We start from the raw sequence: 13,828 nt of genomic DNA, 5'->3' as shown, positions 1-13,828 counted from the left end.
GGTTATTACATAAAAAACACTTAATTAGAACAAAATACTATTGTTAGTTTACTTCATCTTAAACAGGAGAATAAAATTAGATGAGTAACAATGGAAAAAATCCACTTCTGTAGATTATAAAGTTATATCCTGTTGGAAACGCCATACGCCAAATCTTGATAAAAAAATCAATGCATTCCTTTCCATTCACCTTGGTTTTTGGATGCTTTTTCTTTTTTTGCCTTTTCTTTTTTTGCTCGATTAGCATTTGCACTGCCAAATTCTTTGGAGAATTCTGAATCTGTTTTGCTGGAGTCAAACCCTTGTTTATTCTTTTGTTCTGCGTCATTTTTCTTAGTCCGTTTCGCCATAGATATCACTCCCTTTTTTTTAGTATGAGAAGTGAAAGTAGAAATATACGTCATGGCTTTTTGCAGGTATTTATTAATATCGCTATAATAATTTCTAACTTATATTTATAAACCCTTATAAGATTAAGATAATCTTTCTTTCATCAAAAGTGATAAAAATGAACAATACACAAGCTTAAGAATATCCACTGTTACTTCTGGTCTACTTTAATTTACTCTTTATTCATAAAGCAGTCCCAGGGACAGAAACAAACATGAAATTTTAAACATTCACGTTTGTTTATGACCAACGGACTTAGGAAAAAAAAGCCTGAAATTGCTTCAGGCTTTTTATCTGGATAGGAATATGACGATTTCTTTTCCTTCTTGAACTATCGGAGCAAGCGTCCCAAAGTTTTTTTAAAATAAGAAGTCATTCCAATTAACGAAGTTCCTTCTAGAGCAGCATCGCTTTCGTAAAGGGGACCGATTTCTGCTGGTGCGCCGTAGTTTCCGTGAAGTGACCCGATTTCTGCTGGTGCGCCGTAGTTTCCGTGAAGTGACCCGAATTCTGCTGGTGCGCCGTAGTTTCCGTGAAGTGACCCGAATTCTGCTCGTGCGCCGTCGGTTCAGCAAAGGACACCGAATTCTGCTCGTGCGACGTCGGTTTAGCAAAGGGCATCGAGTTCTGCTAGTGCGACGTAGTTTCCGTGAAGTCCGGCGTCTCCTGCTCGTGCGTCGTTCATTACTAAAAGGATCCTGGACAAGGAAATTACCTAACCCCATTTTGTAAGCCAGATCGACTGCATTCTGTATACCGTAAAAAGTGAAAAGTGACATATTCAAACCTCCTTTCATCTTTTATTAGAGAAAGAAGGCAGATTAATATTTCTTTATCAAAAAAATAAAACTTGTGCTGATGCACATTTCTTTCCCATATAGTAGGATATGAGATTGTACTAAAAATGGTAGAGATAATCGCATACTTTTCAAAAATAAAATATAATTTCGTCTCTTTTCGTGTCATTTTTCATTATTGTTTCATACGAATAATATAAAAATGAAAGGAAAGAATTGCGTGGATAATGGTATGAAAATTCCTGAATATCATCTTTTTATTCATCCTATCGATTTAAGTGAACTTCGGAAAGATATTTGGATTGATGATCCGGTTTCCGCGAAGCTCACGATAAACAAAAAGAAATATGATATCGATATTGCGTATCGTGGCTCTCATATCCGGGATTTTCGAAAGAAATCGTATCACATTTCGTTTTATAAACCAACTACGTATAGAGATGCCAAAGAAATTCATATCAACGCAGAATATAAAGATCCCTCTCTATTAAGAAATAAACTATCGCTCGATTTTTTCAATGAGATAGGGTGCTTATCGCCAAATTCTCGATTTGTATATATGAAATTGAATGGGAAAAATGAGGGGCTTTATTTGGAATTAGAATCAGTGGATGAGTATTTCCTTGCGAATCGACAACTACCAAAAGGAGCAATATTCTATGCGGTTGACGGTGATGCTAACTTTTCGTTATTGAGTGATCTAGATAAAGAAGTAAAGAAATCACTTAAGTTTGGTTATGAACAAAAATATGGGACAAAACAAGATGAAATCCATTTACAAGAAATGATTATTAAAATTAATACTATTTCAAGAGATGAATTTGAAAATGAAATTGTGAAATACCTAAATGTTGATAAGTATCTCCGCTGGTTGGCAGGCGTAATTTTCACCCAAAATTTCGATGGTTTTGTTCATAATTACGCACTATACCAGAATAGCGAAACGATGCTATTCGAAGTGATTCCGTGGGATTATGATGCAACATGGGGAAGAGATGTAAACGGGGAAATAATGGAGGTAGACTATTTACGAATCGAAGGATTTAATACGCTAACCGCAAGGATTCTCGACATAAAAACATTTCGGCATCAATACAAAAACTTGTTGGAAGTTATTTTAAACAACCAATTTAATGTAGAGTATTTGAAACTGAAAATACAAGATATGCATAGTTTGATCAGGCCTTATATTCTAAAAGATCCTTATAAAAAAGACGATATCCATTTATTTGATAAAGAACCCGAATATATATTGGCTTTTATTGAAGCGCGGTCGAAATATATAAGGAAGAAATTAGATACATTAAATTAATTTGTATAATCGCTTTCATGCCCCCCTTCATTTGGTAAGGGGGTTATTTCATCTGTTTTTCCGAAAAATCATTAACCTTGTCAATCTTCGGAGGCTACTTATGTAGGGTAATTGTGGTGTAGTAGAAGTGTTGTCGATGCAAAATCGACAACCTTTTTTTATTACGTCCAGCAACATAGGATGGACCTGGGAAAGAGAAAGGGATGATGATATGAGTTCGACTTAGTAAGTTTGTCTTTCAATTATAGTAGTACGCGTGATTACGGTGTCAGCAATAAATCATTCCCTAGGACAGTGGTGAAAGTAAAGACCTTTAAACTGTTGAAATTAGCAAATCTGGTTTCTAAAATGCAAATGCTTTTTCCTCTACTATCTACTATAATTTAGGATAAATGACCTACTTTTAAATTCTTTAGTGTATCAAATATGTTATACTTAAGACATTGTTTAATTCAATCTTGTAATAATAGGGGATTATGAAGTTTGAAAAACTGATAATAATTAAAGGTTAGACCATACTAGAAACACTTTGGATGATACGTCTTAATGGGAACATGGGTTAAATCGTTCCTTTGCTTACTATCACGAAAAAAGAGTTGAACTGTGTTATCGATTGACTAAATTTTGATTTTAACTATTAAGTAAGGTGGTGAATTTGTGATTCATTTTAAAAATGTAAGTAAAATGTATGGAAATGACACGTACGCATTAAAAAATATTAACCTTCATGTGAAAAGTGGAGAATTACTTGCGTTAATCGGTCCTTCGGGCTGTGGTAAGACAACGACTATGCGTATGATCAACCGATTAATTGATCCAACTGAGGGACAAATTCTTATTAATGGAGAAGATATTTTAAAAAAGAATCCGGTTAAATTAAGAAGAGATATTGGTTATGTGATTCAGCAAATTGGTTTGCTTCCTCATATGACGATACAGGATAATATATCCCTTGTACCTAAACTAAAAAAATGGCCTAAAGAAAAGTATGAAAAGAGAGTGGACGAGCTTTTGGATTTGGTTGGGCTAGATCCTAGCGTCTTCAAATCAAGATACCCCGGTGAATTATCTGGTGGACAACAGCAACGCATAGGTGTTATCCGAGCGTTGGCGGCTGAACCCCCGATTATACTAATGGATGAACCATTCAGTGCACTTGATCCTATTAGTCGCGAACAACTTCAAGATGAGTTAATAAAATTACAAGAAGAAATTCATAAAACAATTGTTTTCGTAACACACGATATGGACGAAGCTCTCAAGATTGCTAATCGGATTGCAATTATGAGGGACGGAGAAATCATTCAATTAGACACCCCGGATAAAATACTACGTCATCCTAAAGATGATTTTGTTACTGATTTTATTGGTGAAAAACGTTTAAATGCTAGTATTGGTAATCCGGTTGCGGAGGATCTGATGTTAGACAAAGTTATAACTACAAGTCCAACAAGGGGATTAGCTGAGGCTTTTACCTTTATGAAAAAAGGAAAAGTAGATCAACTATATATTGTTGGAAAAGAAAAAGAAGTTCTTGGCTTAGTATCGTTGGAAGAGGTAAGAAACCAATTTAAGGATGAGAATAAAATACTGGCAGATATTATGGATAGAGATGTCATTAAAGTCCAATCTAATCAATCTGTTGGAGAAGTTGCAGAATTTTTTGCTAACCACGGGGTCACTACTTTACCTGTGATGCAAGATAACAAGCTAATCGGTATTATTACTCGTTCGAGTATGATTCGAGGAATTGCAGAATGGGAACAACGGAGTAATTTATAACAAGACACGCTTTTAAATGAAAAACACACGAAATTTATTTGATATTACATAGCCATTAGGAAAGCAATACATGTAATCTTAATTAATTTTATATTTAGAGATAATTCATAGTTAGGAAAAATTAACAATAAGATTTATCTTGTTATTAGTTCTTTCTAGGTTTTGAGTTGTGCCGTAAAAATGCAAATTACGGGAAGGGAGTGATTCAGATTAATAATGAAAATTTCTTTATAATTTTATTTAATACTTTTATTGATCGCTGGGATTTACTGGCTATAGCTTTTCAAGAGCATATGTTTCTTGTTGGAGTTTCTATGTCCATTGCCATTTTAATATCTGTCCCTTTAGGCGTTCTGTTAACAAGTTTCAGAAGATTTTCTGAGCCGATTATTGGAATAGCATCAGTAGCTCAAACGATCCCTAGTTTGGCATTATTAGGTTTTATGCTTCCTTTAGTAGGGATAGGTAAACCTAATGCGATAATAGCGCTGAGTATATATGCTTTACTTCCAATTTTACGAAACACCTATATAGGAATTTTGGAAGTAGATCAATCAGCAGTTGAAGCAGGTAGAGGGATGGGGATGACTCGTTGGCAGATTCTTCAAAAAATCGAACTACCTTTAGCATTGCCTGTTATTATGGGCGGGATACGAACGTCCGCAGTTATTACTATTGGTGTAGCCACGTTAGCGACCTTTGTTGGTGCTGGTGGGCTGGGCGATTTAATTATGAGAGGCCTGAGTATGTTAAATACCCAACTTATGTTAGTTGGTGCAATTCCTGCAGCTATCTTAGCAATTATTGTGGACTTTTTATTAAAAAGATTAGAAATTGTTGCTACTCCAAAAGGATTGAGAAAATAGATAATTTACATAATGTAACTATCTAACAATACAGTACTTAAAATTTTTTTAACAAACAGAAAGGTGATGAAATATGAAGAAACTAATATTATTACTTTTAGCTTTAACACTTGTACTATCTGCATGTGGTGGAGGTAAAGAGGATTCAGAAAATACCATTGTTATTGGTGGTAAAAAATTCACAGAACAAATCATTTTAGTTAATCTGATGTCACAGCTTCTTGAAGAGAAAACAGACCTTGATGTGGTTGAAAAGGCCGACCTTGGTCCTACAGATGTTCTCCAACAGGCAATGAAAGATGGAGATATTGATATCTACGCAGAATATACAGGAACAGCGTATATGATTGTCTTAAAAGAAGAATTAGATACGACTGATCCAGATGTAATTTATGACCGTGTTAAAAAAGGGTACGCAGAGAAATATGATATAACTTGGTTAGATCCATTTCAATTTAACAATACTTATGCAATTGCCATGCGTGAAGAACAGGCTGAAGAACTGGGTATAGAGAAGGTTTCTGATATGCAAGCACATTCTTCAGATTTAATTTTAGGTTCAGACTTTGATTTCTTAGAACGTGAAGACGGAATTACTAACTTTAATGAGGTTTATGGTTTAGAGTGGAAGGAAAATAAAGGAATGGATCCAGGACTTATGTATAGTGCAGTTAAAGATGGAAATTTAGATGCCATTACAGCATACGCTACTGATGGTCGTATCCCGCGTTTTGATCTAAGAATTATAGAAGATGATAAAGGCTTTTTCCCACCTTATTTTGCGGCACCTATTATGCCAACAGAAGTATTGGAAAAACACCCGGAAATTGCTGATGTATTAAATGAATTAGCTCCACTCTTAACTATGGAGAAAATGGCTGAGTTAAATTCTAAGGTGGATATCGATGGAGAACGAAGCTCAACAGTAGCTAAAGATTTCTTAATTGAAGAAGGTTTAATTTCAGAGTAGAAATTAGTGTAGATAAAAATAGAGTAAGCGTATGAGTCATTTATACGCTTACTCTATTTTTTTGATTCATTCTTTATAAACTGGAGTTTATCAACCAATCAAATTCCTTTCCTTGTTTTAACGTCAGAAGCCAATAACGAAATTGGGGACATGATGTTGTCTGAAATACGGCAAGCGCTATCTTTAGATAGAATCTTATTCGCGTAACCTGGAGCCATGGTAGTGGATAATATGGATGATCAAGAGATGCTAATCTTGGAGAGAAAATGGTTCACTACACACCTCTACACTTTGATTTTAAAACATATCCACATGTGGATATGTACGATCAAGAAGTGAGTGCGGCAGTTGTATTAATGGATGTAATTGTGGATAAAAAGGTATATTTTGCTGCTCATGAAGATATCCACAATGTGTCTATTTTCGGTGATTTTCATTACGTAAATAGTTAAATACCATTTTTGGGGTAAAGAAGGACTACACATCACAGAATTTTCGATACCCACCCTCACCAAATAAATAAAAGCAGTCCCTGGGAAAGTAACAAACATGAAAGTTTCAACATTCGCGTTTGTTTCTGACCCTGAGACGGTAGATAAAGGTAGAGTTATATCAATTAGACAGTTGTTTGAAAGACTGTATTGTCAATACTAAGTCATACAACTTTACTAAGCACCAAAATGATGTATTTCCCGTCTCTTAAACAGCTCACTATTAAACATTATGATTATGTGAATTCGTACAACAACAGCCGAGAGAAGGTAAGATTCTCTTAGCTTTTTTGCATTTAGGATAATTAAATAGGTAACTATTTGCGTAATCCTTGTGAACTTCACAATATCTTTAAACGAATTTATTATGTCCTTAACAAGTCGTAACTATAGTTAAAGATAGAAAAACTAATTGAATGAAAGGGGTAATTGTATGAGGTTTCTTGTGACGAATGATGACGGGGTTTTTTCTCCTGGTTTAGCTGCAATCGTTGAGGTTTTGCAACAGTATGGGGAAGTAAATGTTGTTTGTCCTAATCAAGATAAAAGCGCAGCGGGTCATTCAATTACACTTTTGAAACCTTTATATGTTTATGAAACAAGTGTTTTCGGTGAAAACGTGAAGGCATGGACGGTAAATGGAACACCTGCGGACTGTGTGAAGATGGCACTCGAAGTGTTATTGCCGAACGAAATTGATTTAGTTGTTTCTGGTATGAACATGGGATCGAATACGGGACGGGATATCTATTATTCGGGGACGATAGCTGGAGCTCGGGAAGCGTCATTTTTCAAAATACCAGCCATTGCGGTATCGTTAGATATTTTTAATGAAGATCTTACTGATTTTAGCCCATCAAAAAAACTTTTCTCGAATGTATTAGAAACAATATTGAGTAAACAGTATACTTCTAATCTTTTACTTAATATTAACATTCCTCACATCGATGAAACACAGTACAAAGGGATAAGGTTTGCGGAGTTAGATTATAGTATTCATCAATATAAACTTAACGAAGTGATTGAACCTAGTGGTCCAGTTTATTATTTATTGAAAGACCATCAAATGCAACTACCGTTAACTACTTCCACAAGTGATATTATATTGCTTCAACAAGGCTTTATTACGGTGACGCCTTTAGAAGTTCGCCTGACGGATCAAAACTATACAAGTGAAAATGAAAGTTTTTCAAGCTTTAGTACTTTGGCCACATATGAAAGTGAAGGAAGAAATCCATTTTCCATTAAAACATCATCGGTTTGTAAATAAGTCGTTGAAAAATCATAAGAGGTTGAAGAGATGCTGATCCTTGAGGGATTAGTAGAGTTTTCTGAACGTTTACCAGTTGATCTATCAGGAGGACAAAATAGCGTTTTGCAATTTCAGGGGCTCTATTGTCTGGTACCTATTATTTTAAAGTATAGTGAACTAAAATTTTAGTTTACAAATTTTATTAGATATTCAGAATTTATGATTCATTATAGATGAACACCACGATGTAATCTCATTCAAAAAGAGCGCAAAACCTTGAAATAAAGGGTTTAGCGCTCTTTTATTTTGTTCTAACACTCTCAGTAAGTAATTCGTTACGACAAACTAAGAGAATGATATTCATAGTTCTAGTATAAAACCGTCCAATATCTATTCAGAAGAGTCATTTTTGTTCCAATACATGGATAAACTCTCTTAAATAATCCGGAAGATCTGGTGGACGGCGACTTGATACTACATGTCCGTCTGTCACAACGGGCTCGTCATACCATATCGCCCCTGCGTTTTCCATATCATCTTTAATTCCGGGTGTACTAGTCACTTTTTTTCCTTGCAAAATTCCAGCCGAAATTAATACCCATCCTGCGTGACAAATTTGGCCAATCGGTTTTTTATTTGCATCCATATGTTGAATTAATGAAATTACTTCAGGAAATCGTCGTATTTTATCTGGTGCCCATCCTCCTGGTACTAGAATCGCATCATATTCTTCTGGATTAATATCTTTATATGCTAGATCGGAGGTGGCAGGTACACCGTATTTTCCAATATATTTTATATTTGCTTCTTCTCCAACAAGATGAACAATTGCGCCTTCTTCTTGGAGCCTAAGAATTGGATACCAAAGCTCTAAATCCTCAAATTCATGATGCACTAGAGCAATAATTTTTTCCCCTTGTAATCGCATGATAAGACTCCTTTCGTTAAAAAAATAGTGTGTTTTGCTTCTTTATATTAGAACCTGTAATCCGACATTTCTTGTTCGTGCACTTATCAACTTAAATGATACAACTATAAGAGGCAAAGAAATAGTTTAACACCTTACGTGTTTGCGTTTGAAACCAATTCTCCCTTTATCAACTTGCTTTTGAATATTTTCAGAAGCGACTATGAAATTGCTTTTTTTCTTGTCCCGATTGACTTCTACTGGGCCAACTGCCTTTGCGGTATTGAGCGCTATATCATGGGATGGCAAATAAGATACCCCCACAGTGTAAATGAAATTATTCATAGCGTATTTAGTTCGTTCAGGAGAATCGTGAATCGTTTTTCGCACAAGTTCAAGCATATTGGTAATTTTGCTTTCGGAAAATTCACCGTCCGGTCGACTACCTAAAAGCCAGCAGTAACAATTCCACCCAGCTGACATTCTCAGTTCTTCGCCACTTGCGATCCATTTATCTGCAACTTCTTGTGCAATATCTGTTTCTGACAAGGTTACTGCAACCACAAAATCGGACAGCATATAAAAATAAGCCGCGTCTATCCAACGCTCAAAATCCGCTTCAGTCATTGCTTTTGGGTCTGCAATTATGCCGGCAAAGTACATTGCATCGTAGTTACCTGTGGTGTAAAGCTGCTCAGCTAAGGGTTGATTTATTTTAATTTTTTTGGCGATGGGCTTCATAGCACCTGTATTCACATCAAAAAGTGGTTCGTTCGCTCCATTGGATTCGTATATTTTCTTGGTGCGCTCCTTGCCGAGAGCTTCAAGTTCCTGCATAACCAATTCTAAATTCATTGTTTAATACTTCCTTCTTTCTGGAGTTTTTATCCTATACGAAATATGTGAAGTGCTGCGTGTTGCTAACGAATTAATAATCTTACAGTGTATTTCATCTTTACCATAACTTTAGAAAAATTTTAAATCATGATGATTACCTTTCACTTAACCTATACTCCTACATATTCTTTTTTCTTGCTGTACTATCCTGCTTTGGTGTTAATTTAATAATAGAATTGGCTTTCTTTATATGTAAATAAGCAACGAAATAATATATAAATAACTGCTGCAATTAAGGAGAAAACACATATTCATTTTTTATATGTTTCTCCACTATATCAGAAATATCGCCTTGAATTTTTTTCAGTGGTCACCAACATGGAGAGGTTGTATTTTAGTGGTCATGAATCCTCTTTAGAGTGCCGGAAATTAGGAGATAATTGGTTAGTTGCCCCAGTCGAAGCAGAAGTTGACTCAATCAGCGCCAAAGTTGTCCCAGTCGAAGGTGAAGTTGCACCAATCAGCACCAAAGTTGCCCCAATAGGACAAAGAACGTGCTGCAATCAAAGAAAGAGTTGTCTATTCAGATGAAAAACCAAGTGAGGTGCTTTCAAGTATTCACATTCTGAAAAATTCACGACAAATAACACAGAGTCTTAGGGATGCACTGCATATATATAGGGATATGTTTAAGAAGTGGGGTATGAGTATGGTGAATTTTCAATCTTTTCGTGGTACCGTCACCATGATAAGTGACTTTATGACAAGCGTTAATGGTGAAGGCGAAGGTTGTTATACATTACTGTCTGTTGATAACGGCTATGGGAGTTTAGTGAATTTCGTGGTGTCACCGACTACTTATTTTGTGGATCATGTAATGGTGGCAGTAGGGGATAGTGTAACTGGCTATTACGATGGAAATGCACCTGTGCCTCTTATTTTTCCACCACAGTATCGGGCACTTGTTATGGTGAAAGAAAGTCCATATCAAAATGTGAAAGTATCCTATTTTAATAGCCAGTTGTTGAGTAGTGATGGTCAATTAAAATTAAATATTTCACCGTACACTCAAATAGTAGGGACAAATGGGCAAGCCTTTACAAAAAATCCTGCAAATCGAAATCTAATTGTTATGTATGGTCCTACAACAAGAAGTATTCCAGCCCAAACCACACCCTCTAAAATTATAGTTTGGTGTGGATAGTAATAACACGATATTAATTAATAATCATAGAATATTTACGTTTTAATTTTATTCCAAATCAACCTTATTTTATGTGAGATTACAGGAAGGGTTTCAATAGAGGCAGTGAAGACTGGTGGTGTATAGATTAGTAAAGAAGGGATAAAGATATTAATTCAATAGATGAATCAAAAAAAAGCCTGAAATTGTTTCAGGCTTTTTATTAGATGAGAATTTATTCCATTTATAGATGTGAAGGAAAAAAGCGTTTTATCCAGTCCATTTATTGGTGATTGGAATAGTTTTGCTTTTATTTTATACATATTAAGTTTTTATTGAAGCATAGAAACAGGTTGTATTCTTGAAGAACCTGTTTCCGTCACATCAAAGAATCTTTTAATTGAAGTATTTCTTGTGCCAAATCAAGAACATGAATATTGTCCAAATTTTTCGTGCGTTATTTTTTTTGCCTTCATAATGACTATTTAACAAAGCCATGATTTCTTGCTGATCAAAGAATTGTTCAGCTTGTGGGCTTTCAAAATGAGATTTAATTTTCACATAGTACTTTTCTTCGCGAATCCAGTGACGAATAGGTACTGGGAATCCTATTTTTTTTCGGTTTGCTGATTCTTTAGGAAGTGCTCGTCCTGCAGCTAAACGGAATGCATATTTCGTATCAATATCATTTACCCGATAGTTCACAGGTACTTTGGCAGCCGTTTTCATTACTTCACGATCTAGAAAGGGAACTCGTAACTCTAATGAATGTGCCATACTCATCTTATCTGCCTTCAATAAAATATCATCCACTAACCAAAGATGTAAATCTAAATGCTGCATTTTAGTTACATCATCTTCTCGTTTAACTTGGTCATAGTAAGGCTTCACGATTTCTTTTACTGTAGGAGCATCATTATACCTGTCTGTTAAGATACCATGTGCTTCTTTTTCTTCGAATATTTTTGCTTGACCAATAAACCATTCTTCTGCAGAGAGGCCACCTTTTATTAAAAAGTTTTTCCCTCTAACTTCAGGAAGTCTTTTGGCAATCACACCCAAAGGTTTACGAATTAACGTTGGAAGTTTCTTATATTTTTTCATAGTATTTGTCGTGTCATACTCAGCATAGCCACCAAATAACTCATCGGCGCCTTCTCCAGAAAGCACTACTGTCACATCACGTTTTGCCAGTTCTGCTAAAAAATATAATGGAACAATAGAAGGATTTGAATGGGGCTCATCCATCATGTATTGAATATCTTCTAACTTATCAAAACAATTGTCTGGATTTAAGATTTCACTTACGTTTTCAATACCAAGTTCATCGGATAAAGCCTTCGCATTGTCAATCTCAGAAAAGTTTTTATCACTGAAACCAACTGTAAAGGTTTTATTCGGTTTCAACACAGAAGCTACATAGCTCGAATCCACGCCACTTGATAAAAATGAGCCAACTTTCACATCACTAATTCGATGGAACTCCACAGATTCTCTTACAACTTGATCAATTTCCTCAACAATTTCTTCAAGGGGTTGTTTTGTTGGATCGAACTTAGGAGACCAGTAGCGTTGGATATTAATTTGTCCATTTTCGTATGTCATAAAATGCGCTGCTGGTAGTTTAAAAACACCTTTAAAAAATGTTTCGTTTAATACTGGATACTGGAAGGTTAAATATGGCTTTAATGCCTTTTCATTTAGTTCCTTATCAAAATGAGGGTGGGGAAGAAAGCTCTTTATTTCAGAACCGAACAAGAGAGTTCCATTCATTTGTGCATAATAAAAAGGTTTAATACCGAACATATCACGGGCAGCAAACATTTTTTCATTTTTGCGGTCCCAGATGACAAAAGCAAACATTCCACGAAGTTTCTCTACCAACTTTTCTCCAAATTCTTCATATCCATGGATGAGGACTTCACTATCCGTATGTGACACAAAAACGTGACCCTTAGCAATAAGTTCCTCACGTAGTTGCATAAAATTGTAAATTTCGCCGTTAAAGATTAATACACAGGATTCATCTTCGTTATATAGTGGTTGACTGCCTGACTCTAAATCAATAATACTTAATCGTCGAAAGCCAAGAGCTGCATTATTTTCTGTAAACATGCCTGATGAATCTGGTCCACGATGTATAATTGTATCCATCATTTTTTCTAAAACTTCTGATGAGTTTTTCGTCTCACCTATAAACCCAGTAAATCCACACATAATTCATAACTCCGTTCAATTCTATAAATTTTCAGACCTTTAAAGTGTAAACTTATATTATGCAGAAACTATGCAAAAATATTAGTATTGTATATAAAGAGAAAAATCAGTTTTTTTAGGAGGAAGTATCTATTAGATTATTTATAGCGGTTTTTCCCCAGTTAAAGACGGAATTCCCAAGTCAATTTCCTGTAGAAACTCACTTAAAGTTTATCGAGGATTTATCTTTTACTTCAATCAGGAAAGAAGTCAAAAAGCCTTGATCTATCACCGAGGAAAGTTTTAGCAGACAAATTTTCTTAATTGTTATCGTGTCCGGAAATAGGGGACTTGACCAATAAAGAGCGGTTCTTTTGTGGATTATATATAACAAATTCTTCAACTAAAATGCGGAAACCTGGGAAATTTAAATGCACGAGTTGTGCATGTCTTTTATGTTCCTGATAAAGATACGTTAGTTGAAAGCAATAGTATGAGACTACCGGAGCATTGTAAACTAAAAAATAACTTGTAAATAGTAATCATTACGTATTATAATGTTGAAGTGAAAAAAATATACGAATATCAGTTATTTATTACGTTCATGATATTGATAATGGTTCTAACAGAATCCCAGAGAGAATAGAACTACGTACTTAGTCATTTACATAAGGTCCCGAGAGACTCCATATGATTATTGTAATAGTAATGTAATGATGTTTTGTCGAATTCCTTGTTATGATAATCACGTCCGAAAAAATAAGGAACTCAAAGAAAGACATAGGTGGTTAAAAACATATGATTTCAATGAAGAATGTCTATAAGAAATATCCGAACGGTATTGT

11 protein-coding genes and 1 pseudogene are annotated in these 13,828 nt (G+C 35.1%); 7 read left to right on the top strand and 5 right to left on the bottom strand.

What is annotated here, in order from left to right:
* Positions 1–167: 167 nt before the first annotated feature.
* The gene (locus C406_RS0109840; RefSeq protein ID WP_016427518.1) at positions 168–350 is read right to left on the bottom strand and encodes a hypothetical protein; all 183 of its coding nucleotides are present in this window, start codon (positions 348–350) and stop codon (positions 168–170) included.
* Between the two features lie 1,057 nt (positions 351–1,407).
* On the opposite strand from C406_RS0109840, the gene C406_RS0109835 reads away from it, so the two are divergent.
* The 6 genes and pseudogenes from C406_RS0109835 (at position 1,408) to surE (ending at position 7,878) form a co-directional block, all read left to right on the top strand.
* Entirely contained in the window at positions 1,408–2,499 is a 1,092-nt protein-coding gene (locus C406_RS0109835) for a CotH kinase family protein (RefSeq protein WP_017380449.1), read from the top strand.
* A 657-nt stretch (positions 2,500–3,156) separates the two neighbouring features.
* Positions 3,157–4,281 (top strand): betaine/proline/choline family ABC transporter ATP-binding protein, encoded by a 1,125-nt coding sequence (locus C406_RS0109830; protein ID WP_017380448.1) that lies wholly within the window; start codon positions 3,157–3,159, stop codon positions 4,279–4,281.
* Between the two features lie 230 nt (positions 4,282–4,511).
* Positions 4,512–5,147: an ABC transporter permease gene (locus C406_RS0109825; protein WP_026045661.1), complete on the top strand. Its 636-nt coding sequence runs from the start codon at positions 4,512–4,514 to the stop codon at positions 5,145–5,147.
* A gap of 73 nt (positions 5,148–5,220) precedes the next feature.
* Entirely contained in the window at positions 5,221–6,117 is an 897-nt protein-coding gene (locus tag C406_RS0109820; RefSeq protein ID WP_017380446.1) for a glycine betaine ABC transporter substrate-binding protein, read from the top strand.
* Positions 6,118–6,377: 260 nt separating this feature from the next.
* Positions 6,378–6,569: pseudogene (locus tag C406_RS0109815) on the top strand (M81 family metallopeptidase); the annotation flags it as partial.
* A 472-nt stretch (positions 6,570–7,041) separates the two neighbouring features.
* Complete coding sequence (surE, locus tag C406_RS19460) at positions 7,042–7,878, top strand: 5'/3'-nucleotidase SurE (protein WP_017380444.1); 837 nt, start codon at positions 7,042–7,044, stop codon at positions 7,876–7,878.
* A gap of 385 nt (positions 7,879–8,263) precedes the next feature.
* Here the strand turns inward: surE and C406_RS0109800 are convergent, their stop codons facing one another.
* The 3 genes from C406_RS0109800 to C406_RS20720 form a co-directional block, all read right to left on the bottom strand.
* On the bottom strand, positions 8,264–8,788 hold the full coding sequence (locus C406_RS0109800; RefSeq protein WP_017380442.1) for a type 1 glutamine amidotransferase domain-containing protein: 525 nt from the start codon (positions 8,786–8,788) through the stop codon (positions 8,264–8,266).
* Positions 8,789–8,914: 126 nt separating this feature from the next.
* Positions 8,915–9,622, bottom strand: a complete 708-nt coding sequence (locus tag C406_RS0109795; RefSeq protein WP_017380441.1) for a DNA alkylation repair protein — start codon at positions 9,620–9,622, stop codon at positions 8,915–8,917.
* 383 nt (positions 9,623–10,005) lie between these two features.
* A complete protein-coding gene (locus C406_RS20720) occupies positions 10,006–10,167 on the bottom strand; it encodes a hypothetical protein (protein WP_192812595.1) in 162 nt (53 codons plus the stop codon).
* A 146-nt stretch (positions 10,168–10,313) separates the two neighbouring features.
* Between C406_RS20720 and C406_RS0109790 the strand changes: the two genes are divergently transcribed.
* Entirely contained in the window at positions 10,314–10,808 is a 495-nt protein-coding gene (locus C406_RS0109790; protein WP_017380439.1) for a hypothetical protein, read from the top strand.
* Positions 10,809–11,183: 375 nt separating this feature from the next.
* Here the strand turns inward: C406_RS0109790 and asnB are convergent, their stop codons facing one another.
* Positions 11,184–13,004, bottom strand: a complete 1,821-nt coding sequence (asnB, locus tag C406_RS0109785; protein ID WP_017380438.1) for an asparagine synthase (glutamine-hydrolyzing) — start codon at positions 13,002–13,004, stop codon at positions 11,184–11,186.
* Positions 13,005–13,828 lie beyond the last annotated feature (824 nt).

Origin of the sequence: Paenisporosarcina sp. TG-14, from assembly GCF_000297555.1 — a bacterium.
GTDB classification, from domain to species: Bacteria; Bacillota; Bacilli; order Bacillales_A; family Planococcaceae; genus Paenisporosarcina; species Paenisporosarcina antarctica.
Note: the sequence above shows the minus strand (reverse complement) of the source record. Positions and strands in the feature narration are given on the sequence as shown.

What these genes read in the sequence shown, in the direction of transcription:
- C406_RS0109820 (WP_017380446.1), top strand. Translation starts at nt 5,221, where the DNA reads ATGAAGAAACTAATATTATTACTTTTAGCTTTAACACTTGTACTATCT.
- C406_RS0109840 (WP_016427518.1), bottom strand. Translation starts at nt 350, where the DNA reads ATGGCGAAACGGACTAAGAAAAATGACGCAGAACAAAAGAATAAACAA.
- C406_RS0109795 (WP_017380441.1), bottom strand. Translation starts at nt 9,622, where the DNA reads ATGAATTTAGAATTGGTTATGCAGGAACTTGAAGCTCTCGGCAAGGAG.
- asnB (WP_017380438.1), bottom strand. Translation starts at nt 13,004, where the DNA reads ATGTGTGGATTTACTGGGTTTATAGGTGAGACGAAAAACTCATCAGAA.
- C406_RS0109800 (WP_017380442.1), bottom strand. Translation starts at nt 8,788, where the DNA reads ATGCGATTACAAGGGGAAAAAATTATTGCTCTAGTGCATCATGAATTT.
- surE (WP_017380444.1), top strand. Translation starts at nt 7,042, where the DNA reads ATGAGGTTTCTTGTGACGAATGATGACGGGGTTTTTTCTCCTGGTTTA.
- C406_RS0109790 (WP_017380439.1), top strand. Translation starts at nt 10,314, where the DNA reads ATGGTGAATTTTCAATCTTTTCGTGGTACCGTCACCATGATAAGTGAC.